The organism is Paenibacillus sp. P46E (assembly GCF_001909095.1).
Taxonomy (GTDB): Bacteria; Bacillota; Bacilli; order Paenibacillales; family Paenibacillaceae; genus Paenibacillus_AQ; species Paenibacillus_AQ helianthi.
Genome location: NZ_LVYZ01000110.1, coordinates 147,747 through 170,842, shown reverse-complemented (window position 1 = coordinate 170,842; position 23,096 = coordinate 147,747). Strand labels below are relative to the sequence as shown.

Sequence of the window (23,096 nt, the reverse complement as noted above, 5' to 3'; positions counted from 1 at the left end):
CAGTGGCGTTTGAACTTCTGGTTATCGTAGTAAGTTATTTGCTTGGCTCTGTCAGCTTCAGTGTGCTTTTGGTCCGCCTGCTCAAGGGTGTGGATATCCGGCAATATGGCAGTGGAAATGCCGGTGCTACCAATACATTGCGGGTGATGGGGAAAGGGCCGGCGATTCTTGTTCTGGTACTGGACGTATTGAAAGGAATTGCGGCAGTCTGGCTTGGAACCTGGGCCGGTGGCTGGGGAACTTGGGTCGCTGTTGCCTGCGGAATCGCAGCCATTATTGGACACAATTGGCCCCTATATTTTCATTTTCGTGGGGGAAAAGGGATTGCAACTACTATAGGCGTCATGTCTACGCTTTGTTTTTGGCCTGCACTGATCGCCGGTATAGTTGCCATTGTGGCGATTGTGATTACCAAATATGTATCTCTGGGATCCCTTCTGTTCGTGGCTCTGACGCCGGTGATACTTATATTTACTGATTTTACGGCACCTGAACTGTGGGGAAGTCTTATTATTGCCCTCTTCGCTTTTTGGCGGCACCGGAGTAATATCGTGAAGATCAGCCAGGGGCGGGAGAATAAAATTGGTTCGAAAGTCAAGGAGGGGAACCGGGTTGTCTGATAAAGTAACCGTGCTGGTCGCGGGCAGTTGGGGAACTGCGCTGGCATCTGTGCTGGCGGCTAACCACTCGGAAGTTTATCTGTGGACACGGAAACCTGAACAAGCTGACGAGATCAATCATTCACATACGAACCAGCATTATCTTCCCGAAATTACGCTGCCAGTGAATATTATTGCCACTACGGATATGGAAACTGCCGTTAAGGATTCCAGGGCGGTAGTTATTGTTGCGCCTTCCTCTGGGATGCGTCAGGTTGCACATGCGCTGAAACCCTTCTGGAAGAAAGAAATGCTCTGTATTCATGCCACCAAGGGCTTCGAGACAGAAACGATGAAACGGATGTCTACAGTTATTTCTGAGGAGCTTGGCTGTAATGAAGGTGAGATTGTTGTTCTCTCCGGTCCTAGTCACGCGGAAGAGGTTGTTCGTCTATGTCCGACTACAGTTGTTGTGGCTTCGCCAGATGAATGTCGCGCTGCCGCTGCACAGGAGCTTTTCATCAACAATGATTTCCGGGTATATACGAACCGGGACCAGGTTGGCGTTGAGTTGGCCGGAGCGTTGAAGAACATTATTGCACTCGGTGCAGGCTTGTCTGATGGTCTGGGCTTCGGAGACAATGCCAAGGCCGCGCTGCTTACCCGTGGACTGGCTGAAATCTCACGTGTTGGCGTTGAACTTGGCGCTAACCCCCTTACGTTCTCCGGCCTGGCAGGGCTTGGAGACCTGGTAGTAACAGCTACGAGCAAGCACAGCCGCAACTGGCGTGCAGGCTCCATGCTCGGCCAGGGTAAACCTCTAGCGGAGGTGCTAGAATCCATGGGTATGGTGGTCGAAGGTATTCGTACAACGGAAGCAGCCTTTGCGATTTCGCTTAAGCTTAAAGTGCAAATGCCAATTACGGATCAGATTTACCATGTGTTGTTCAAAGGGAGATCCCCACGTAAGGCGGTAGAAGCCTTGATGGGCAGAGACCGCAAGACGGAAATGGAAGCTATATCCCAGGAAACGTGGGAGCAATGGCATTCCTGAGGAACGTTCACCTTTTGCCGGAAATTCTCATATGTTGTAATGGGGATTGACGGAGGAGGGAAGAAGAATGAGCAGAGATTTTTCCAAGGATGCTTTGAACGCTATTAACAAGAAGGCGGGAAAGAACATTACGGAAGGCGCCGTGAAGAAGCTGGCCAGCACGGTCAAGCCGGGAACCACGCAGAATGAAGCCCAGCTCCGCCAGTTGATCAAGCAGGTGTCAGCAATGGCCAAGGTGCCAGTTAGTGAAGCTACTGTGCAGGATATTATCAACGCTGTCAAAAAAGGCGGCGCGAATTCAGGCACAATGGAGTCTTTAATGAAAATGATGATGAAAAAATAGGTTGGCGCTTCAAACCAAAGGGCAGAAGTTCCGGAATCCTCCAAATTCCGTGAATCTCTGCTCTTATTTTGGTTGAAATAATGAGGATATCTCTTGGCTAGCATGTCATTCCCAGCCATTTCTTCTTGCAGAAATGGATAGAGTTTCATGCTATAATATTCGCAATCCAAATTAGCCGAATGGGGGAGCGCTGGATATGGACCCGATGACGAAAATGTGGTTATCCCTTATCGCAATCCTGATCATGGGATTGTCCGTGTTTCTGATTACCTTTGCCCGTAGTAAGACCAAAGGGCTTTTGAGGGGCGTTTTGTCTGTAATCGCTTTTGTCATTATGATTATAGGCTTGCTGGGTGGAGCTGCTTCAATTATGTAAGCATTTACATTCAGTTGGAGCTCCGCGACTGTCAGTCTATTCAGGTGGATTCATTAGATATGATCATGTAAAGGAAGGAAGCTGCACCATGAAACGGCAAAAGGGATGGACCGTCACATTTCAGCCGGAAGGCCGAACAGCTGTTGTCACGCATGGAACTTCTTTGCTGGAGGCATCACGTAAAGCAGGGGTCTCCATTACTACCCGTTGCGGTGGAAAGGCCGGCTGTCTGATGTGTAAAGTTAAGGTTACTGAAGAATATACATCTGGGCTAAGACCTCCTGGTGATGCCGAGCAGCGAAAACTAGGCAGCCTGGTGGACGAAGGTATTCGTCTGGCCTGCCAAGCTGCGGTATGGAGCGATTTGACCGTATATACTCCCGAGGACCCGCTCAAAGCAGCTGTAAGGCGTAAGCTTGAAGCTGCCCGTCGAGGGGAAGAAGATGAACTCTGGTAGCACTTTTACGACAACTGTAAGAAACGGAGGGATAAGGGCGTGGAGAGCTGCATTAGGCGGGACAAGAAGTATAGATCCAACATGAGAGGAGTTCTGTGGGCGGTGTCCATTCTTTTGGTATGCTCGCTTGCAGGCTGTATGTATCCTGAGAAGGAGAAGGCGGGAAGCAGCTATCGCGGAAGCGTAATGCGGGTGCAGGCAGCAGTGGATGATTACCAGCAAAAAGAAGGATTACTCCCTATACTTAATGCAGATGAGGCCACACCGAAATATGAGAAATTCTTAATTGATCTGGAGAAGCTGCAGCAAGCGGGATATCTGGATGAAATTCCGGCGGCTGCCTTCGAAAAGGGTGGCAGTGCTTATTTTCTTATATTGGATGAAGAGAGCGATCCGGCGGTCAAAATGATGGACTTGGTTACTGTTCAAAAGGTGAATGATGTCCAGCGCCTGATCAACCGGTATAAGTCTGCGCATGGCGGAAGCCTCCCGGCAGAGGAGGAGATCTATCCGGGTCTTTTCGCGATTAATGCCCGGCAGGCGGGCACGGATTCGATCACACTTAACAGCATCTATTCCGGCCAGCCGCTGCCATTTTTCATGGATAAGAACGGCACTGTATATGTAGATTACGGTGTTGATATTCAGTCCGCGATACACCAAAATTCTGCTCCTCCAAAAGTTAATACGGACCTGCGTCTTTTACTGGAGCAGGCTTCTTATTACGTGCCTGTCAAATCCTTGCCTTATTTCTGGGTGGACGGTATGCCAGTCCCTCAGTCTCCGTTACTCTAAAGACACTAACAGGCTCTCTCCCAAAAAGAGTTCTATCCCTCTACTTCCCCTCATATGCTAGCTGAGAAGGCTTCCGGGCGTCATGACGCTCTGCAGGCGCAGTGGCTGATTTTTACGAAATTCCGATTTAAATTGCGCGGGTAGCGGGTCATAAATCCGTTCTGGATACATATGATGATACTAGTCCAAATGCATGTCCGAGCATTCGGAGTTAAGCGTGGGGCAATGCAGGTTCCGCCCTTAAGTCAGCAGCTAGGCTCCATGGCGGACAATGTCAGTCCGGTGGGTGTCCTGCAAAGGTCAGAAAAGCCGGCGGAACGCGAAGTCGATGCTCTTCAGGCATTTTTTCTTCGGAGTAATATGAGGAGGGGATCTCTTTTGGAAAAAGTGGATATTTTCAAGGACATTGCCGAGCGTACCGGCGGAGACATTTATCTTGGCGTCGTCGGTGCGGTTCGCACAGGGAAATCAACATTTATCAAACGCTTTATGGAAACGATCGTCTTGCCAAACATTACGAATGAGGCGGATCGGGTTAGAGCGGTGGATGAGCTTCCGCAAAGCGCGGCAGGGAAAACAATCATGACAACAGAGCCGAAATTTGTGCCGAACAATGCGGTGCAGATCAAGGTGGCGGAAGGGCTGGAGGTCAATGTCCGGCTGGTAGATTGTGTAGGGTATGCGGTTGAAGGTGCTAAAGGCTATGAGGATGAAAATGGGCCTCGGATGATTTCCACTCCTTGGTTTGAGGAGCCTATTCCTTTTCAGGAAGCCGCGGAAATTGGCACCCGCAAGGTCATTCAGGAGCATTCCACACTGGGTGTAGTGGTGACTACAGATGGTACCATAGCTGAAATTCCGCGTCACTCCTATGTGGATTCCGAAGAACGTGTAATCGCAGAGCTGAAAGAGGTTGGCAAGCCGTTTGTGCTGGTGATTAACTCGACCCGGCCGCGCAGTGATGAAGCGCAGCAGCTCCGCAGTGAGCTGGCCGCCAAATATGATATTCCGGTCATGACACTCAGTGCAGCGAGCATGACGGAAGATGATGTAACAGGCGTCCTGCGTGAAGTCCTTTATGAATTCCCGGTCCACGAGGTGAATGTGAATCTTCCAAGCTGGGTAATGGTACTTGGCGAGAACCACTGGTTGCGCACCAGTTACGAGAACTCTGTCCGTGACACGGTGAAGGATATCCGCCGTTTGCGTGATGTTGACCGGCTGGTAGCACAGTTCACGGAATATGACTTCATTGACAGGGCCGGACTCAGCGGCATGAATATGGGTCAGGGTGTTGCAGAGATCGACTTGTATGCGCCTGAGGAACTCTATGACCAGGTTCTGATGGAGATTGTGGGTGTTGAAATCCGCGGGAAGGACCACCTCCTGCAGCTGATGCAGGATTTCTCACATGCCAAACGTGAATATGATCGCTTCTCGGAAGCGCTGGAAATGGTAAAAACCACAGGCTACGGGATCGCTGCTCCATCACTCGCTGAAATGGCGCTGGATGAGCCGGAACTGATCCGCCAAGGCTCGCGTTTCGGAGTCCGGCTGAAAGCTACAGCCCCATCCATTCATATGATTCGGGTGGATGTAGAATCTGAATTCTCGCCGATTATCGGTACAGAGAAGCAGAGTGAAGAGCTGGTGCGCTATTTGATGCAGGATTTCGAGAATGATCCGATCAAGATATGGGAATCCGATATTTTTGGCCGGTCGCTGCACTCCATCGTGCGTGAAGGCATTCAAGGGAAAATCGCTATGATGCCGGATAACGCCCGCTATAAGCTGCAGGAAACACTGGGCCGGATCATCAATGAAGGCTCTGGTGGACTGATTGCAATCATTCTGTAAAAAATCATTGGGCTGCAAAGCGACAGAGCGGGAGAAATCCTGCTCTGTTTTTTATGCAAATGATTAAGAGAACCAAGCATTTAGAGAACAAATATGCTACTTTCTTCTCCTTTTTTGACTAACGCCTTGAAATTCTGGGTGGGCTGTATTACTATAAGTTTGTTGCGCTTCTAGGAAGAGTAGCGCCGATATCTAGTCATAACGGGATTATCACGTATATTTTGCGTTGAAACGGAAACAGTGTATGATACCGGAAATTTGCCCAGGGAGGTGAGAAGACATGAACAAATCAGATTTGATCAACGTAGTTACAGAAGCAACTGAACTTCCCAAGAAAGATGCTACTAAAGCGGTAGATGCCGTTTTTGAAGCGATCACAGGAGCTCTGCAAAGCGGAGATAAAGTACAGCTGGTTGGATTCGGAAACTTTGAAGTGCGCGAGCGTTCCGCACGTAAAGGCCGTAATCCGCAGACTGGTGAAGAAATCGAAATTCCTTCGAGCAAGGTGCCGGCATTCAAACCGGGTAAAGCTCTTAAAGACGGAATCAAATAGAGATTTCTACATATCTATCCCATAGTCTTTCTGAGTAATAACGATGCCGCCCTCCAAGGCGGCATTTGTTGTTGAAAGGGTATATACTCTCAAAAACTTTTAGGAGGGTTCTACATGACCGAGAAGAATACTGGCGTAAATCCCGCCCCGGCAGGCAGCGACTACATTGTAATCAAAGCCAAAGAAAACGGTGTACAGGTTATTGGGCTTACCCGAGGATTGGATACAAGATTTCATCATACAGAAAAGCTGGACAAGGGTGAAGTACTCATTGCCCAATTTACGGATCATACCTCAGCCATGAAAATCCGCGGCAAGGCCGAAATATGGAGTAAACACGGACAATTGGAAAGTGAAAGCTGAAAAGCAGGCATAGCCTGCTTTTTTTCAAAATATAACTAAAGATAGCCATGTCTCAATTCCCGAATATTCGTTCCAGGAGGCGGCAACTATGAATGATAAGGGGGCTTGTCATGAACAGGAGCTGGCTAATTGGAACAGCAGTGATCATATCTGCGGCTACCGTGCTTCTTCTTCCGCAGTTGGCCTCACTTGAGCCTTCCTTGCAGAGTAAGTATGGAGCATTGGAGGTCTTCGGCGAGGAGGGCACGGTTCTGGGGAACAATAACCTTGTAGATTTACTTGGGGAGCTTCCTCTTACCCTTTCCATTGACCGGGTGGGTTGGAAGGGGAGCGTTCTCTCTCTGGATCTGAAGGTGACGGGCAATGAAACTGAGCCGCAGGAAATTTACCAGAATATGGCCTTAGCCATTTCTTTTGCCTTTCAGGAGACAGTGAATGTGGATCAGTTGCTTCTTCGGATTGTTGCCGAGGACAAATGGCTGGAGAGCCGTCGTCTGCTGCTTGCAGGAGATATCCGGCGCAGCGAATGGTCGCCCGGACTGCTGGAAGCTCTCCAGAAGGCCGCAAGCCGTCCACTGCCGGAATCCCTTAAAGACGGGCTGCGGATCAGTGAGAGTGAGCTATGGAAGAAGCAGTTCATAAATCCCTGATCTGGGTAAAATAAACTAGACGGGCCCACAGTGCGTGACCAAAAAACATGTGATATAATAGACAAGATTGTGAACAAAGATTGTCATAACGTCAATGGCTCCGGAGGCTGAAATGAAACCGTACCGCATACCGCAACTGGCTAAACCTTACACAGACTACGACATGATTCAGCGGCATACGGATTTGCCGCCGTTTTCAGACGGTCGTGGTCATTTGTTATATATTTTTTTAAGTCACGGTTCACCTGCAGATCTGAAGGGCGTAGAACTGTTCACGCTCGTAACCGGATTGGTTCAGCTGGGGCTGGATACCCATGAATCGATCGACCGTACACAGGTGGAGCCTGACAGAGATCTCATGCGATCCCGGCAGCTTAAGGTACTGGCTGGTGATTACTTCAGCAGCTGGTTTTATCACCTGCTGGCCAAGCGTGAGCAGATAGAGATGGTGGGTATTTTAAGTACCGCCGTTGCGGATGTTAACGTGATGAAGGCCAATCTGTACAGCAAGATGAAATCCATGATCCTTTCCGCGGAACAATATTTGCGACACACGGTACAGCTCAATATGAGGCTGTTTCTTTCTTTTACACCGATGATTGAGGAACCGTTTAAAGAGTTGTGGGAAAGACTGCTTGCCGAATTCAGCCAATACGAAACTGTCCTTTTGGAGCTGCGCCGTGGAGATGATACGGTAAATGCTGTGGATGGCTATTGCTACTTGAAGGTATTGGAATCTGCTGCAGAAGATGAACGGCGGAGGCTGCTCGAGAAAGATATAGACCTTAAGGATTGGAAGAAGCTCAAGATGAAATACAAATGTGACTCGTTGCTAACGGACAAGCTGCATGGGTCGGTCCAGTCTATTCAGGGGTTACTGCAGGGTGTCAAGGACGAAATCCTGCTCAGCGAGCTCAGTGCTGCGCTCGACCGCCTTCTTCTGCATATGAAAATTTCCGGTCAAGCTGCCGTGGAGGGTTAGGGAATGACAATAGAGAAAACGACCACACTCAGTGATCAAGGCACCAAACCCAAAGAACAGTTTGTGCATTCCGTCTTTGAGAGTATTGCTGGTAAGTATGATTTGATGAATGACATATTGAGCTTCCGCAGGCACAAGGCTTGGCGTAAGTTCACCATGCGGAAGATGGGGATGAAGCCCGGGGACTCTGCGGTTGATCTGTGCTGCGGCACCTGTGATTGGAGCATCGCGCTCGCAGAAGCCAGCGGGAACGGCTCTGTTATGGGGCTGGATTTTAGTGCGGGGATGCTGGAAGTAGGCCGGCGTAAAGTGGAGGCCCGTCATCTTCAGGATCAGATTTCGCTGGTACAGGGCAACGCCATGGAGCTTCCTTTTGGCGATAACTCATTTGATTATGCAACGATAGGCTTTGGACTCCGCAATGTTCCAGATCCGGTTCAGGTATTAAACGAAATGAAACGTGTGGTGAAGCCGGGAGGCATGGTAGTTTGCCTGGAATTGTCCAAACCGATGAAGCAGCCGTTCAAAGGCATCTATTATTTTTATTTCCAGCGTGTTCTTCCACTCCTTGGCAAACTCTTCGCGAAGAGATATGAACAATACAAATGGCTTCCTGAATCACTCGCCTTGTTCCCGGACAGAAAGCAACTAGAAGTGATTTTCCGTGAAACCGGACTGCAAAAAGTGGAATCCTTCCCCTTGACCGGAGGCATCGCTGCACTACATATTGGGCTCAAGGAGAATTGTAATGCTTAAGAAAATCGGCATTTTTTTACAAATGATTAAATTTGAACATACCGTATTTGCTTTACCCTTCGCCTTCATGGGCGCATTACTTGGTTCAGTAGTGATGTTCGGAGCCCTGCCTTCCTGGGGGCAAATCGGTTGGATTGTTATCGCAATGTTCGGAGCCCGCAGCGCAGCCATGGGATTGAACCGGTTAATTGACCGGATTAGTGACGCCAAAAATCCCCGTACAGCCGGAAGAGCCATTCCTGCCGGACTGCTCAAGGTTGGCGAAGTAACCCTGTTTATTGCGTTTTCATTCTTTTTGCTGTTCTGGGCCGCGTTTAAGCTGAATCCTTTGTCGGCTAAGTTGCTGCCGGTCGCTGTATTCCTTCTTGTTTTTTATTCGTTCACCAAGCGTTTCACCTGGGCATGCCATCTGATTCTAGGTTTGACGATCGCTCTGGCTCCTCTTGGCGGCTGGGTTGCCGTTACAGGTACAGTGGATTGGACTGCCATGGTTTTCTATTTCACGATTGTATTCTGGACGGCTGGATTTGATATCATTTACTCCTGTCAAGATGTTGAATTCGATAAGAATGAAGGACTATACTCCATTCCTGTCCGTTTTGGCGTTCCCAGAGCACTGACCATTGCTAAGGTGTTTCATATTCTTACGGGTGCTGGTTTTGTGTCGCTGCTGTTCATTACCGACTTAAGCTGGTGGTATGTCGCAGGGATGCTTATTGCCTACATTATTCTTTTTTATGAGCATCATATTGTGTCTCCGAGCGACCTTAGCCGGTTGCAGACAGCATTCTTCACCATGAATGGTGTGCTGAGCATCGTAGTTTTTTCATTTACTCTGATTGACCTGGTGGTGCAGTTTTACAAATGAATGAGCTTAAAGCGAAAAACTTTGTCGTAGGCATTACGGGAGCGAGCGGCGGTATTTATGGTGTCCAGTTAACCAAAGTCCTCCTTTCGCTGGGGCACTCGGTCCATTTGGTGGTAAGCAATGCCGGGTGGCGTGTTTTTAAGGAAGAGCTCGGCTTTGCCGCCTCAGACCGGGAAGGGTTTCTGAACGAACAGTTCGGAGACTGTCCCGGTTCTCTGCATTATCACCCGATTGCCGATATCGGCGCTTCTATTGCCAGCGGCTCTTTCCGAACCGAAGCCATGATTATTATGCCTTGTTCTATGGGAACACTGTCTGCTGTAGCTCAGGGCAGTTCTGATAATTTGATGACCCGGGCTGCGGATGTCATGATGAAGGAAGGCCGCCCACTTGTACTCGTCCCCCGGGAAACACCTCTGCATGCAATACATCTGGAAAATATGCTGAAGCTGTCCCGCCTCGGGGTGAAAATGATTCCGGCGATGCCCGCATTTTATTTTGGCCCCACAACCGTAGAGGATCTGATTAACTTTATGGTGGGCAAGGTGCTCGACAGCTTGAACATTGAGCATTCATTATTTCGCAGATGGGGGGATGAAGGATGAGCCATCCGAAACCTACCGTTATCGGTAAAATCAGCTATACGAACTCATGGCCGGTATTTCACAATTTTCACCCATCGAGGTTAAGCTTCCCCGCAAAGATGGTGAGTGAGGTGCCAGCCATTCTTAATCAGGGGATGGCCAGCGGAAACATCCAAGTAGGAGCGCTCTCTTCCTTCGCATATGCAGCCGCAAGCGAACGTCTGCTGCTTCTGCCGGATCTGTCCGTAAGTTCTGATGGTCCTGTAAAATCCATCCTGCTGTTCTCAAGGGTGCCGATTGCACAGATTGCTTCAGGAACAATTGCCGTAACAAATACTTCCGCTACATCGGTCAATTTGCTTAAAATCCTGCTGCAGAAAGCGATGGGCGGCAATCCGGAATATATTAGTGCTGTCCCTGATCTGGATAAGATGATGGCACAGGCTGATGCCAGCCTGCTCATTGGCGATAATGCAATCAGGGCTTCTTGGCAGGATCAGGGCTATATCGTTACGGATCTTGGGGAGCTGTGGAAGGAATGGACCGGACTGGGGATGACCTTTGCCGTCTGGGCTGTAAACCGGGAGGCAGCCGAAATGAGGCCTAAGGCAATTGCTGAAATAGCCGAAGCCTTTGTGGAGAGCAAGATACTCGGCCAGCGGAACCTTGCACCCATTATCCGTGAGGCATGCACAGCTATCGGGGGAACAGCAGCCTTTTGGGACGGTTACTTCCGTAATTTGAGTTATGACTTTGGGGAAAGGCAACAGGAGGGTCTGAGTCTGTATTTCCACTACGCTTACGAGCTAGGCTTATTGCTACGGGAAGTGAAGATGGAGATTTGGAGCCATAATCTGCTGACACGGGTGAAAGAATGAAACGAATTCAAATGTTTGGACTGCTGAACAAAGATATGGATCAGATTGAAAAGGAACTCTACCGCAGCGTGCAGGGCGATGATGAACTGCTGGCAGAGACATCCCTTCATCTGCTGAAGGCAGGCGGCAAAAGGCTGCGCCCTGTCTTTGTGCTGATGGGCGGTAAATTCGGGAAATATGATCTGGAGAAGCTGAAGCGGATTGCTATTCCCTTGGAGCTGATCCACAGCGCTTCGCTCGTCCATGACGATGTGATTGATGATGCAGAGCTGCGGCGCGGGGAACAGACTGTCAAAGCAAAATGGGGCGACAAAATTGCCATGTACACCGGGGACTACATATATGCCAAAGCGCTAGTGATGACCTCAGAGTTGAGTAATCCGAGAATACACCAAATCCTCTCCAGAGCGATGGTGGAAATGTCTATCGGAGAGATGGAGCAGATCCGTGATTTCTTCAACAGTGAGCAGAGTGTGCGCCATTATCTGCGGCGCATCCGCCGGAAGACTGCCCTGCTGATTGCTATCAGCTGCCAACTGGGAGCGTTGGCCGCCGATGCAGAGCCGGGTACGGCTAAACTGCTCTACGATTACGGATATAATGTTGGTATGGCGTTTCAGATCCGTGACGATCTGCTCGATCTTTCCGGGACGGAAAAGCAAATTGGCAAACCGCCGGGCAGCGATATGCGGCAGGGCAATATCACTCTGCCGGTGATTTACAGCCTGGAGGACCATCAGATTCGCGGTCCATTGCTTACAGAACTGGCTTCTATCCGTGAAGGGCATAGCGGAGTGGGACGCGCCATAGATCTGATTCTATCGGGCGAAGGCATATCCAGAGCAGAAGAGCTGGCATCCCGCTACATATCCAAGGCCCTTGCGGCGCTGGATCAACTTCCAAGCAACAGAACCAAGCGCAACCTGAAGGATATCGCTTTTTTTGTGACTGGTAGAGCTTACTAATTGAAATACTACAAATATTAAGCGTTCACAGATGGCGTGCTTTCTGATACTATCAAAAAAACAGCTAATTTTTTTTCGGAATAACAGAAAATGGAGAGTGACTCTATGGAGCAAACGTATCTGATGATTAAGCCGGATGGGGTACAACGCGGCCTGATCGGGCGAATTGTGACCCGACTGGAGGATAAGGGATTTAAGCTGGTTGCCGGCAAGCTAATTTCCGTTACGGAAGAGCAGGCGAAGAAGCATTATGCAGAACATGAAGGGAAAGACTTTTTTCCTGAATTGGTACGTTTTATCACCTCTGGGCCGGTATTCGCCATGGTATGGGAAGGCGATGATGTAGTAGCATTATCCCGTATCATGATCGGTAAGACTAAGGTTGGAGAAGCTTTGCCGGGTACAATCCGTGGGGATTTTGCCAGTCATACGCCTCTGAATCTGATTCATGGTTCGGATTCACCGGAAAGCGCAAAGCGTGAAATTGCCAACTTCTTTGCTCCGGCTGAGCTGGCAGATTACACTAAAGACATCGCAGCCTGGATGTAGTATCAGGCGGGAGGCAGGGGAAATGAATGGCTGAACGAGAAGAAACATCAACTGCAGAAGACCGGGATTACTCTGGTTTTATTCATAATGTTAAGCAGAGCACTGGAATTGATCTGGCCCAGTACAAGGAAGCGCAGATGAAACGTCGTCTGACCACGCTGCGTACCAAGAATGGCTATCCGTCTTTTAGTGATTTTTTTGCAGCAATGATGAAGGATAAAGCACTGTTCTATGAATTTCTGGACCGTATGACCATCAATGTCTCGGAATTCTGGCGCAATCCTAACCGCTGGGAGGTTCTGCGGGATAACATTCTGCCTGAGCTTCAGCGTTCGGGCCGCAAACTGAAACTATGGAGTGCGGCCTGCTCAACTGGTGAAGAGCCTTACACACTGGCCATGATTCTCTCGGACAAAAATATTCTGGCCCAGACTGGAATTCTGGCGACGGACATTGATGACGGTGCGCTGGCCAAAGCAAAGCAGGGCATTTATCTGGAGCGTTCGCTGAAGGATGTGCCGAAGGATGTCGCCGGCCGCTATTTTACACCGGAAGGGCCTGTGTACAAGGTCAGTGAAGGACTTAAAAAAAATATAGACTTCCGCAAGCAGAACCTGCTGCTGGACAAGTTTGATGAAGGCTTCGATTTGATTATCTGCCGCAATGTTATGATTTATTTTACAGAAGAGGCCAAAAACAAGTTGTACCACAAGTTCTCGGCAAGCCTTCGTCCGGGCGGATATTTATTTGTGGGCAGTACAGAGCAGATTTTCACACCGGCACAGTACGGATTTGAGTCGACGGAGACGTTCTTTTACCGTAAGAAATAATTGAATACGTATACTTTCGCATGGTTTCAGTGATACTGGGGAGTAGAAATGATTACGTGCGCCATACGAAAGGTCGTTCATTCCAATGGATAAAAGTAAGGTCATTGACGCCTACAGACGCGGCTTCCTGACCGTCCGTGAATGCGGACAAATTCTTGGTGTCGAAGAGCGGCAGCTGCAAAGTCTGCTCATGCTCGAAGAGGGTAAGTCGGCATGTATGCCTTCCGTCCGGAAAATCGGCAGTTGATTGCAGGGGCCCGTTATGGGTACAATACAGCGTCGTCTTTACTCGCAAGAGTGGGGACGGCGCTGTTCTTTTTTGTGCTGACAGAGGGTATGCCGGACGTATCCCTTTCTTGTCAAAGCGGATTCCCTATACTATAATGAGCAAAGACATTTAACATTTTAGCGGTTTACAGTTTAAAAGTGTGAAGGGGGAACGCAGCATGAGTTTACGCTATTTAACAGCGGGGGAAACGCACGGCCCCCAGCTAACAGCCATTATTGAAGGACTGCCCAGCAATTTGACACTTAATTTTGAAGAGCTTAATTTTCAACTGCAACGACGGCAAAAAGGGTACGGGCGTGGACGCCGGATGCAGATTGAGAAGGATACTGCAGAAATCGTCGGCGGCGTGCGCCATGGTAATACAACAGGTGCTCCGGTGGCTCTGGTGGTTGAGAATAAAGATTGGACGCACTGGAAAAATATTATGAATATCGAACCTATTCCTGGCAGCGATGAAGAGAAGCGCCGCGTCAACCGTCCGCGTCCTGGACATGCGGATCTGAATGGCGGATTGAAGTATAACCTGACCGACTTGCGTAATGTTCTGGAGCGCTCCAGTGCCCGTGAAACGGCTGCTAGAGTAGCTGTTGGGGCAGTAGCCCGTCAGTTGCTCGCTGCGTTCGGAGTAAAGATCGCGGGACAGGTTATCCGGATCGGTGAAATTGAGGTGCCTGCCAATGATCTGCCTATCGATGAGTTGATTGAGCAGACTGAAGCTTCTTCGGTGAGAGTGGTGGATAAAGAGACTGAGCAAAAGATGGAAGCCTACATAGACATGATCAAGGAGGAAGGCGACTCCATTGGCGGTATTGTGGAATGTATCGTCGAGGGCCTGCCTGTCGGTCTGGGGAGCTATGTGCAGTATGACCGCAAGCTGGATAGTGCCATTGCTGGAGCAGTAATGTCCATCAATGCCTTCAAAGGTGTTGAAATCGGCATTGGCTTTGAAGTAGGCAAGCTGCGGGGCTCCCAGGTTCATGATGAGATCATGTATGAAGCTTCCCGGGGATACTACCGGGCAAGCAATCGTCTGGGCGGCTTTGAAGGCGGAATGACTAATGGAATGCCGGTTGTGGTCCGCGGAGTCATGAAGCCTATTCCGACGCTGTATAAGCCGCTGCAGAGTGTAGATATTGACACCAAAGAGCCATTCACTGCCCAGGTGGAACGTTCCGACGCTTGTGCTGTACCGGCTGCTTGTGTAGTTCTTGAGAATGTGGTGGCCTGGGAAATCGCCAAGGCATTTCTGGATAAGTTTGGCGGGGACTCCATCGAGGAGATCAGAGCCAATTATAATAGCTACCAGGCGCAACTGGAGAGCTACTGATGGTGCGCAGTATTACGGTAGACTTAGGTGAACGTTCCTATCCGATCCATATTGGCAGCGGACTCCTTCGGGACATCGGGCAGCAATGTGTTCAGGCTGGATTCCCGCTCCGAAGTCCACTCCTCGTTGTCAGCGACAGTGAAGTGGCTCCGCGTTACCTTCCGGTGGTAGAGGCCGCCCTGCAGGAACAGGGATATACTGTAGTTAGCCACGTTATTGAAGCCGGTGAAGCGTCGAAATCCCTTGCTGTGTATGAAGAAGTTATTACTACGGCAATTGAGGCCGGTCTGGACCGCAGTTCTGCGGTACTTGCACTGGGTGGCGGTGTAGTTGGAGATTTGGCGGGTTTTGTTGCCGCATCCTACATGCGGGGAATAGGGTTCGTTCAGATTCCTACTACCATTCTGGCCCACGACAGCAGTGTGGGAGGGAAGGTAGCAGTTAACCACCCCCTGGCGAAGAATATGATCGGAGCTTTTTATCAGCCAACGATGGTAGTCTATGATCTGGATACCCTGAGTACATTACCGCCGCGCCAAGTTTCTTCCGGATTAGCCGAAGTGGTGAAGCATGGTCTGATTCTGGACCGTGAATTTGCTTACTGGTGCCGTGAGCATGCTTCTGAGCTCCTCGCACTGAATGCTGAGGCGCTGGGTTATGCTCTGGAACGCGGGTGTGCAATCAAGGCTGAAGTCGTTGGCAATGATGAGCACGAGCATGGGCAAAGAGCGATTCTGAACCTCGGACATACGATCGGACACGCCATAGAAGCGGTAGGCGGATATGGAGTATTTCTCCATGGTGAAGCTATTGCTATCGGAATGGCCGGGTCTGCGCTTTTAGCTGCCAAGCTAGGCCGGGATCAAGTTATTTATGAGGATACCATTTCGATGCTGTCCGCACTTGGGCTGCCTGTAAAGCTGCCTGCGGAGTACAGCGAGGATGAATTAATGGAAGCGATGATGCATGACAAGAAATTCAAGGAAGGCAAGATGACTTTTATTGTACCGGATTCTATCGGGGCTGTCAGTATCATAAATGATGTGCAGCAAAGTGCCGTCCGTGAGGTCATCTCGCAGCTTAAGAAGGAGGGAAGCCCGTGGTGAACCGGGGTATTCGCGGTGCAACGACCGTATCCAATAATGAGGAAAACGAGATTTTGCGTGAAACGGTTGTACTTCTGCGGGAAATTGTAGAGCGTAATGATGTCATTGCGGAAGATATCTGCAGTGTGTGGATTACCGTCACTGGTGATCTGGATGCGACCTTTCCGGCACGGGCTATTCGTGAAATTGAAGGCTGGGATCTGGTGCCTTTGATGTGCTCTGTGGAAATACCCGTCAAAGGCGGCCTGCCTAAGTGCATCCGGCTGATGGTGCAGGTGAACACGGACAAGTCACAACGGGATATCCGTCATGTCTATCTGAATGAAGCCCAGAGGCTTCGTCCGGATCTCTAACAGAAGAAGTAACAATTTATCTGTACGGGGTTGCCATAGACCAAAGTCATCATGTATAGTGTAGTTAGCCGAGTGAAGCAGAGTTTAGTTTAGATGAGATGAGTATAGTTGAGCAGAGTGCAGGATTTTAGTTGAGTACAGGCATACCGTTTGTTTGCAGATCTCTTTTTGGGGTACCCTTTGGTGCTGATTTTGCACTATAGTTGTATTCATTAATGGGATTAGTGCAACCATTCAGATGGTTTTATGCCGGTCCTTTGCGCTTTTTCATATACTTACTTACACAAACCTCTACTTCGGTAGAGGTTTTTCTGTATTTCGGACAATATAAACCAACATCCCAAGGAGGTATCCCAAGTGACCCATCCAAGAGTAGAAGAAGTGCTGTCTCTGTCCCGGGAATATAATCTGATTCCTGTAGTGAAAAGGCTGCTCGCCGATATGGAGACACCCATCCGGTTATTCTCGCGTTTTGCCGAGCAGGATCGGGCATTTTTGCTGGAAAGTGTAGAGGGCGGGATCCAATGGGCACGATATTCTTTTATCGGTAGTGAGCCCTTCCTGATGATTTCCGGTAAAAAGGGTGTGATCCATGTTGAGGTCGGTGGAGAGAAGAGACAGGTGCTCGGCAAACCCATTGAGGAACTGAAAGCACTGCTTCGCTCCTACCGCAGTCCTAAGCTGGAAGGGATGCCTCCATTTACCGGCGGTGCTATTGGATTCTTCGGATATGACTTGCTGCAGTATTATGAAAAGCTGTCGTCCCATGCAGTGGACGATTTGAACATGGATGATATCCGGTTCATGTTCTGCGACCGTATTATTGTGTTCGATCATGTGAAGCAGCAAATTCTGCTGGTGGGAAACCTGCACATCAAGGACGGCGATACGGACTCTGATATCCGAGCCGGGTATGAAGAGCTGAGCCGCCGCTTAGAGGATATGGCTGAAGAACTGCAAAAGGAAGGTCCCAAAGAGAACGTCAACCGACGCAGCATTCCCCAGGACATCGAACTTGGTGAGATTCATTCTAATCTTACCAAAGAACAATATATCAGCAATGTGGAACAGGCGAAGGAATACATCCGGGCCGGGGATATTTTTCAGGTAGTGCTGTCCCAGCGGCTGCATATTGAAACTGAAGTATCACCCCTGCATGTCTACCGGATGCTGCGTACGCTCAACCCTTCGCCTTATATGTATTACCTGAAAATGGATGAAGAAATTATCGTGGGCACTTCACCCGAGGCCTTGGTCAAGGTCGATGGAAACCGTGTAGAGACCCGTCCAATTGCCGGAACGCGGCCCCGCGGAGAGAATGAAGCACAGGACCGGGCCCTGACCGCTGAACTGCTGGAGGATGAGAAGGAACGGGCGGAACACCTGATGCTGGTGGATCTGGGCCGTAATGACCTCGGGAGGGTTTCAAAATTTGGTACGGTGAAATGCGATTCCTTCATGGAAATAGAGAAATACTCGCATGTGATGCATATGGTCTCCAATGTGTCAGGCACACTTGACGAGGGTAAAAATTTCTTCGATGCCTTCCTATCATGTCTGCCGGCAGGTACGGTTTCCGGTGCTCCGAAGCTGCGGGCGATGGAAATTATCGCAGAGCTAGAACAGGAAGCAAGAGGTGCATACGCCGGAGCTATAGGGTATCTCGGATTTTCCGGAAATATGGATTCCTGTATTACAATCCGCACCATTATTTTCCGTAAAGGACGTGCTTATGTTCAGGCTGGGGCGGGAATTGTCTGGGATTCTGTACCGGAGAAGGAATATGAAGAGACGGTCAACAAAGCTAAAGGGATGCTGAAGGCCATTCGGATGGCAGAGGCTATGTTTCCGTCAGAGATCAAAGAAAAACAGGTTATCAACCAGGATTACATGTATGAATATACCCCTTGATCAGGGATGACCCATTATAGAAGCTAATGGATAATGATGAGGAGGAGACAATGATGGATGCAAGCCAATTGATTCAAGCAGGAATAGCCGCTCTGATCGAGGGCCGGGATCTGAACCGCGTGCAGGCGCGCGAGATTATGGGTACAATTATGGAAGGATCGGCCTCAGCGGCACAGATAGGTTCTCTGCTGACCGCGCTGCGGATCAAGGGGGAAACGGTTGAAGAGATCACCGGCTTCGCGGAAGCGATGCGGGGATTCAGCACACATGTACTTACAGAACGCTCACAGCTTCTGGATACGTGCGGAACCGGAGGCTCCGGCATTCATAAGTTCAATATATCCACAGCCTCGGCGATAATATCTTCCGCAGCTTCCGTCCGGGTAGCCAAGCACGGTAACCGTTCGGCATCGGGCAGAGCGGGCAGCGCCGATGTGCTTGAGGCGCTTGGAGTTAATATTCATCTAAATGCAGACCAGGCCGTTCAGTGTTTGGAAAGTATAGGTATATGCTTCCTGTTTGCCCAAATCTATCATCCATCGATGAAGCATGCCGCAGCCCCCCGAAAAGAACTCGGGTTCCGTACGGTGTTCAATATGTTGGGGCCGCTTACTAATCCGGCAGGGGCTGACCGTCAGTTGATGGGTATCTACGACCGGGACAAAACAGAAATTGTAGCTAATGTCCTGAAAGAGCTGGGATCCAAGCGGGCGATGATCGTGAGCAGTCTGGATGGTCTGGATGAGATCAGTATTTCAGCACCCACGCAGGTGTCCGAATTGAAGAATGGTGTAGTAACCACTTATGAGATTAATCCACAGGAACTGGGATTAAGCACGCATCCGCTGGAGGATGTGCTTGGCGGTGACGCGGCGGAGAATGCGGCTATAATCACCGGTGTGCTGCAAGGCGGATTGAATCCATACCGTGATATTGTTCTTGCCAATGCAGGTGCCTGCATTTATGTGGCTGGACTTGCAGAGACATTAAAAGAAGGTGTAGATAAGGCTAGGACTGTCGTGGATTCCGGTGCTGCGCTGCTGAAGCTGGAACAACTTAAAGCCATGACGAAGGAGCTTGATTATGTATCTTGAACGGATTGTCGCCACCAAATACAAGGAAGTAGAAGCCTTGAGTAAAACGTTCTCCATTGAGGAGGCCAAGGGGCAGATTGCAGTACTGCCACCAACAAGAGGGTTCCGCAATGCGCTCACGAAATCGCGGAACCGATCTATGGGTCTGATTGCAGAGGTGAAGAAAGCTTCGCCTTCCAAAGGATTGATCCGGGCGGATTTCGATCCGGTATCCATAGCTAAGGGCTATGCGGCGGGAGGAGCGGATTGTCTATCAGTCCTAACGGATAAGGACTATTTTCAAGGCAGTAGCTCATATCTTCAGCAGATAAGGGAAGCCGTTAATCTTCCATTGCTGCGCAAGGATTTTATCATTGATGAACGTCAAATCTACGAAGCGCGCCTCCTGGGGGCGGATGCCATATTGCTCATAGCAGCGATTTTGACACCAGAACAACTGACTTCTTTCACCGACACAGCGGCGGAGCTGGGACTTGATATTCTGATTGAGGTTCATGACCGGAGCGAGCTGGAAACAGTCCTGGCTACCGGCAAGATAGATCACCCGGGGGTTCTACTGGGCATTAACAACCGGAATTTGCGAACATTCGAAACCGCATTAGCCACAACAGCGGAACTTACTGCGCTTCTTCCCGTCTCAGTTCCTGTAATCAGCGAGAGTGGAATAGCCGGACCTGCTGATATCGATTATCTGAAGACTACAGGAGCGATCGGTGTTCTGGTGGGAGAGTATCTGATGCGCAAGCCGGATGTGGAACAGGCTGTGCACGAACTGCTGGGTTCGCTGCCGGAAGGAAAGGAACGTGCCGCACATGGCTGAGGCGGTGGTAAAAATCTGTGGACTTCAGGACGTTGAAGTGCTAAAATCTATGAAGCGATTACCTCTGGATTATGTAGGATTTGTGTTTGCTGAGAGCCGCCGCAAGGTCAGTCCTGAGCATGCATCAGAGCTCATAGCTGAACTTGCTGGATGGGAGAACGGGAAGCCCCCTCTTGCGGCTGGAGTGTTTGTGAATCCTTCACTTGATGAGCTAGCCTCAATACTTTCTACGGTGCCACTGGATGTTGTTCAGCTGCATGGCCAGGAGAGTGCAGACTATTGCCGGGCCGTTAAAGCAGCTTTTCCCCAGGTGCAGGTATGGAAGGCTCTTTCTGTAGCCGATAGTGAAGCTAACTCTGCCGGGAACGGGCCTCAGACTTTGCAGCATTATGCCGGTGCCATAGATGCCCTGCTGCTGGATACATATGACCCGGCCGGCAGCGGCGGTTTGGGGCGAACATTTGAGTGGGAGAGGATTCCGGCATATCAACAGACAGCATCTGAATATGGTCTGCCTTTATTTGTAGCCGGTGGACTGCATCCGGATAATGTGCGTGAACTGTTGGATGACTATGCTCCATATGGTGTGGATGTTTCAAGCGGAGTAGAGAGCGATGGAATGAAGGACATCGTTAAAATAACAGCTTTTGTGGAAAGGGTGAAGCAATCATGATACAAGTACCGGACAAGAATGGACGTTTTGGTTCTTTTGGAGGCCGCTTCGTTCCTGAAACGTTGATGACTGCACTGATCGAGCTGGAGGAGGCCTATAACAGGTTTTCCGCAGATCCGGCTTTTCAGAAGGAAGTAGATTATCTGCTCAAGCAATACTCCGGTCGTGAGACCCCTCTGTATTATGCTGAGCGCCTCAGCAAGCATCTGGGAGCGGCTAAAATATATTTAAAACGTGAAGACCTTAACCATACCGGAGCACACAAAATCAACAATGCAATCGGCCAGGGCATCCTTGCCAAAATGATGGGTAAAACCAAAGTGATCGCCGAAACCGGGGCAGGCCAGCATGGGGTTGCCACGGCTACAGTAGCTGCTCTGCTAGGGATGGAATGTAAGGTGTTCATGGGTGAAGAGGATACTCGCCGTCAGGCTTTGAACGTGTTCCGTATGAAGCTGCTAGGGGCAGAAGTCATTCCTGTGACCTCCGGTTCGCGGACGCTCAAGGACGCAGGGAATGAAGCGCTCCGCTACTGGGTGAGCAACGTTGAGGACACCTTCTACGTGCTAGGTTCCGCTGTAGGTCCTCATCCATACCCGATGATGGTCCGCAATTTCCAGCGGATTATCGGCGATGAGACGCGTCGGCAGATTCTGGAAGCCGAAGGAAGGCTGCCGGATCTTCTGGTAGCGGCAGTAGGAGGAGGCAGCAACGCGATCGGAATGTTCTACCCGTTCATGGAGGATGAGCAGGTGGGGATGATTGGGGTGGAAGCTGCCGGCAAAGGCGTTGATACTCCGTTCCATGCGGCTACCATGAGTAAAGGGACCCAAGGGGTTTTCCAGGGTTCACTTAGTTATCTGCTTCAGGATGAACATGGACAGGTACAGGAGGCACATTCGATCTCGGCTGGACTGGACTATCCGGGAGTAGGCCCAGAGCATTCCTATCTTAAGGATGTTCATCGTGCCCAATATGTGCCGGTTACGGATGATGAAGCTCTGGAAGCCCTGAAACTGCTATGCGTAACAGAAGGTATTATTCCGGCTCTTGAATCTGCCCATGCTATCGCGCATGTAACGAAGCTCGGACCGACTCTGACCAAGGATGATATCGTGGTCATCTGTTTGTCGGGACGCGGGGACAAAGACGTTGAATCCATCATGGCCTACACGGAAGGAGCGGGTAAGTGATGACAACCGAAACAACGAACCGGATGGATTTGACCTTCCGCAAGCTGAAAGAGGAGGGCCGGACGGCGCTAATTCCTTTCTTGACTGTAGGCGACCCGGATCTGGAGACAACGCTTGCGATCATCGCTGAGCTGGAGGCGGCAGGCGCAGATATCCTGGAGCTGGGTGTGCCTTACTCTGATCCGCTGGCAGACGGTCCGGTGATTCAGCGGGCTTCATCCAGAGCGCTGCGCGGCAATATACATCTTCGCACCTGTATGGAAACTGCGCTGAAAGCACGCCAGGCAGGCAGTAAGCTGCCATTTATCCTGTTTACTTATTACAATCCAGTCATGCAAATGGGGCTGGACAACTTTTTCTCTCTGCTCGATGCCCATGAGATCAGTGGTTTGATTATTCCTGATCTTCCGGTGGAAGAGTCAGAGGATATGCGTGAGCGGAGCCGGACTGCCGGGGTAAATCTGATTCCGCTTGTAGCACCAACCTCCAGCGAACGTATTGCCCGGATTGTCTCAGGGGCCAGTGGTTTCGTCTACTGCGTCTCCTCGCTTGGAGTCACAGGAGAACGGTCTACCTTTCATACCGGGGTGGATGAATTCATAGCATCTGTCCGGCTAGCTACTGATCTTCCTGTGGCGGTAGGTTTTGGCATATCGACCGGAGAACAGGTAGCACGTTTTGCCCGCATCTGCGATGGAGTAGTAGTAGGCAGTGCTATTGTCCGCAAGGTCGAGGATGTCATACCCCTTCTGGATAATCCGGCTACCCGAAGTGAAGGCCTGTTGCAAATTCGTGAATTTGTGGCACAATTGAAACCATAACGTCTGCTGGCAGACCTGTACCCGTTGTAATATTTATGGAGAGCGAGGAC

At 50.0% G+C, this 23,096-nt stretch carries 28 protein-coding genes; all 28 read left to right on the top strand.

The window, feature by feature from the left end:
- The first annotated feature begins 2 nt into the window (after positions 1 to 2).
- The 28 genes from plsY (at position 3) to trpA (ending at position 23,046) form a co-directional block, all read left to right on the top strand.
- A complete protein-coding gene (gene plsY / locus A3849_RS31850; RefSeq protein ID WP_074115031.1) occupies positions 3 to 620 on the top strand; it encodes a glycerol-3-phosphate 1-O-acyltransferase PlsY in 618 nt (205 codons plus the stop codon).
- Positions 613 to 1,653, top strand: a complete 1,041-nt coding sequence (locus tag A3849_RS31845; protein ID WP_074115030.1) for an NAD(P)H-dependent glycerol-3-phosphate dehydrogenase — start codon at positions 613 to 615, stop codon at positions 1,651 to 1,653. The genes plsY and A3849_RS31845 overlap by 8 nt, the downstream gene beginning before the upstream one ends.
- A gap of 67 nt (positions 1,654 to 1,720) precedes the next feature.
- Positions 1,721 to 1,996 (top strand): stage VI sporulation protein F, encoded by a 276-nt coding sequence (locus tag A3849_RS31840; protein WP_074087607.1) that lies wholly within the window; start codon positions 1,721 to 1,723, stop codon positions 1,994 to 1,996.
- 196 nt (positions 1,997 to 2,192) lie between these two features.
- Complete coding sequence (locus A3849_RS31835; RefSeq protein ID WP_074115029.1) at positions 2,193 to 2,372, top strand: DUF2768 family protein; 180 nt, start codon at positions 2,193 to 2,195, stop codon at positions 2,370 to 2,372.
- Positions 2,373 to 2,460: 88 nt separating this feature from the next.
- The gene (locus A3849_RS31830; RefSeq protein WP_074115028.1) at positions 2,461 to 2,829 is read left to right on the top strand and encodes a 2Fe-2S iron-sulfur cluster-binding protein; all 369 of its coding nucleotides are present in this window, start codon (positions 2,461 to 2,463) and stop codon (positions 2,827 to 2,829) included.
- 102 nt (positions 2,830 to 2,931) lie between these two features.
- A complete protein-coding gene (locus tag A3849_RS31825; protein ID WP_256701152.1) occupies positions 2,932 to 3,624 on the top strand; it encodes a DUF3939 domain-containing protein in 693 nt (230 codons plus the stop codon).
- A gap of 378 nt (positions 3,625 to 4,002) precedes the next feature.
- Positions 4,003 to 5,481: a stage IV sporulation protein A gene (spoIVA, locus tag A3849_RS31820; protein WP_074115026.1), complete on the top strand. Its 1,479-nt coding sequence runs from the start codon at positions 4,003 to 4,005 to the stop codon at positions 5,479 to 5,481.
- A gap of 280 nt (positions 5,482 to 5,761) precedes the next feature.
- Positions 5,762 to 6,034: an HU family DNA-binding protein gene (locus A3849_RS31815; protein WP_019909963.1), complete on the top strand. Its 273-nt coding sequence runs from the start codon at positions 5,762 to 5,764 to the stop codon at positions 6,032 to 6,034.
- Positions 6,035 to 6,148: 114 nt separating this feature from the next.
- Positions 6,149 to 6,397, top strand: coding sequence for a trp RNA-binding attenuation protein MtrB (gene mtrB, locus A3849_RS31810; protein ID WP_074115025.1), 249 nt, complete (start codon positions 6,149 to 6,151; stop codon positions 6,395 to 6,397).
- Between the two features lie 110 nt (positions 6,398 to 6,507).
- On the top strand, positions 6,508 to 7,047 hold the full coding sequence (locus tag A3849_RS31805) for a hypothetical protein (protein ID WP_074115024.1): 540 nt from the start codon (positions 6,508 to 6,510) through the stop codon (positions 7,045 to 7,047).
- A 112-nt stretch (positions 7,048 to 7,159) separates the two neighbouring features.
- Positions 7,160 to 8,029, top strand: coding sequence for a heptaprenyl diphosphate synthase component 1 (locus tag A3849_RS31800; RefSeq protein ID WP_074115023.1), 870 nt, complete (start codon positions 7,160 to 7,162; stop codon positions 8,027 to 8,029).
- 3 nt (positions 8,030 to 8,032) lie between these two features.
- A complete protein-coding gene (locus A3849_RS31795) occupies positions 8,033 to 8,785 on the top strand; it encodes a demethylmenaquinone methyltransferase (RefSeq protein WP_074115022.1) in 753 nt (250 codons plus the stop codon).
- Positions 8,778 to 9,653 (top strand): UbiA-like polyprenyltransferase, encoded by an 876-nt coding sequence (locus A3849_RS31790; RefSeq protein ID WP_074115021.1) that lies wholly within the window; start codon positions 8,778 to 8,780, stop codon positions 9,651 to 9,653. Before A3849_RS31795 ends, A3849_RS31790 begins: the two co-directional genes overlap by 8 nt.
- Complete coding sequence (locus A3849_RS31785) at positions 9,650 to 10,258, top strand: UbiX family flavin prenyltransferase (RefSeq protein WP_074115020.1); 609 nt, start codon at positions 9,650 to 9,652, stop codon at positions 10,256 to 10,258. The genes A3849_RS31790 and A3849_RS31785 overlap by 4 nt, the downstream gene beginning before the upstream one ends.
- Positions 10,255 to 11,115: a menaquinone biosynthesis protein gene (locus A3849_RS31780; RefSeq protein ID WP_074115019.1), complete on the top strand. Its 861-nt coding sequence runs from the start codon at positions 10,255 to 10,257 to the stop codon at positions 11,113 to 11,115. The genes A3849_RS31785 and A3849_RS31780 overlap by 4 nt, the downstream gene beginning before the upstream one ends.
- Positions 11,112 to 12,080, top strand: a complete 969-nt coding sequence (locus tag A3849_RS31775; RefSeq protein WP_074115018.1) for a polyprenyl synthetase family protein — start codon at positions 11,112 to 11,114, stop codon at positions 12,078 to 12,080. Before A3849_RS31780 ends, A3849_RS31775 begins: the two co-directional genes overlap by 4 nt.
- A gap of 105 nt (positions 12,081 to 12,185) precedes the next feature.
- The gene (gene ndk, locus A3849_RS31770; RefSeq protein WP_074115017.1) at positions 12,186 to 12,629 is read left to right on the top strand and encodes a nucleoside-diphosphate kinase; all 444 of its coding nucleotides are present in this window, start codon (positions 12,186 to 12,188) and stop codon (positions 12,627 to 12,629) included.
- Between the two features lie 26 nt (positions 12,630 to 12,655).
- The gene (locus tag A3849_RS31765) at positions 12,656 to 13,459 is read left to right on the top strand and encodes a CheR family methyltransferase (RefSeq protein WP_074115016.1); all 804 of its coding nucleotides are present in this window, start codon (positions 12,656 to 12,658) and stop codon (positions 13,457 to 13,459) included.
- A gap of 85 nt (positions 13,460 to 13,544) precedes the next feature.
- Positions 13,545 to 13,706: a hypothetical protein gene (locus tag A3849_RS33275; protein ID WP_167374672.1), complete on the top strand. Its 162-nt coding sequence runs from the start codon at positions 13,545 to 13,547 to the stop codon at positions 13,704 to 13,706.
- 199 nt (positions 13,707 to 13,905) lie between these two features.
- Positions 13,906 to 15,075: a chorismate synthase gene (aroC, locus tag A3849_RS31760; RefSeq protein ID WP_074115015.1), complete on the top strand. Its 1,170-nt coding sequence runs from the start codon at positions 13,906 to 13,908 to the stop codon at positions 15,073 to 15,075.
- Positions 15,075 to 16,181, top strand: a complete 1,107-nt coding sequence (gene aroB / locus A3849_RS31755; RefSeq protein WP_372237819.1) for a 3-dehydroquinate synthase — start codon at positions 15,075 to 15,077, stop codon at positions 16,179 to 16,181. Before aroC ends, aroB begins: the two co-directional genes overlap by 1 nt.
- Positions 16,175 to 16,534 (top strand): chorismate mutase, encoded by a 360-nt coding sequence (gene aroH, locus A3849_RS31750; RefSeq protein ID WP_074115014.1) that lies wholly within the window; start codon positions 16,175 to 16,177, stop codon positions 16,532 to 16,534. Before aroB ends, aroH begins: the two co-directional genes overlap by 7 nt.
- Positions 16,535 to 16,891: 357 nt before the next feature.
- Positions 16,892 to 18,445: an anthranilate synthase component I gene (gene trpE, locus A3849_RS31745; RefSeq protein WP_074115013.1), complete on the top strand. Its 1,554-nt coding sequence runs from the start codon at positions 16,892 to 16,894 to the stop codon at positions 18,443 to 18,445.
- Positions 18,446 to 18,498: 53 nt separating this feature from the next.
- The gene (gene trpD / locus A3849_RS31740) at positions 18,499 to 19,539 is read left to right on the top strand and encodes an anthranilate phosphoribosyltransferase (RefSeq protein WP_074115012.1); all 1,041 of its coding nucleotides are present in this window, start codon (positions 18,499 to 18,501) and stop codon (positions 19,537 to 19,539) included.
- The gene (gene trpC / locus A3849_RS31735) at positions 19,529 to 20,359 is read left to right on the top strand and encodes an indole-3-glycerol phosphate synthase TrpC (protein WP_074115011.1); all 831 of its coding nucleotides are present in this window, start codon (positions 19,529 to 19,531) and stop codon (positions 20,357 to 20,359) included. The genes trpD and trpC overlap by 11 nt, the downstream gene beginning before the upstream one ends.
- Complete coding sequence (locus A3849_RS31730) at positions 20,352 to 21,032, top strand: phosphoribosylanthranilate isomerase (protein ID WP_074115010.1); 681 nt, start codon at positions 20,352 to 20,354, stop codon at positions 21,030 to 21,032. Before trpC ends, A3849_RS31730 begins: the two co-directional genes overlap by 8 nt.
- On the top strand, positions 21,029 to 22,225 hold the full coding sequence (trpB, locus tag A3849_RS31725) for a tryptophan synthase subunit beta (protein WP_074115009.1): 1,197 nt from the start codon (positions 21,029 to 21,031) through the stop codon (positions 22,223 to 22,225). Before A3849_RS31730 ends, trpB begins: the two co-directional genes overlap by 4 nt.
- A complete protein-coding gene (trpA, locus tag A3849_RS31720) occupies positions 22,225 to 23,046 on the top strand; it encodes a tryptophan synthase subunit alpha (RefSeq protein WP_074115008.1) in 822 nt (273 codons plus the stop codon). The genes trpB and trpA overlap by 1 nt, the downstream gene beginning before the upstream one ends.
- Positions 23,047 to 23,096 lie beyond the last annotated feature (50 nt).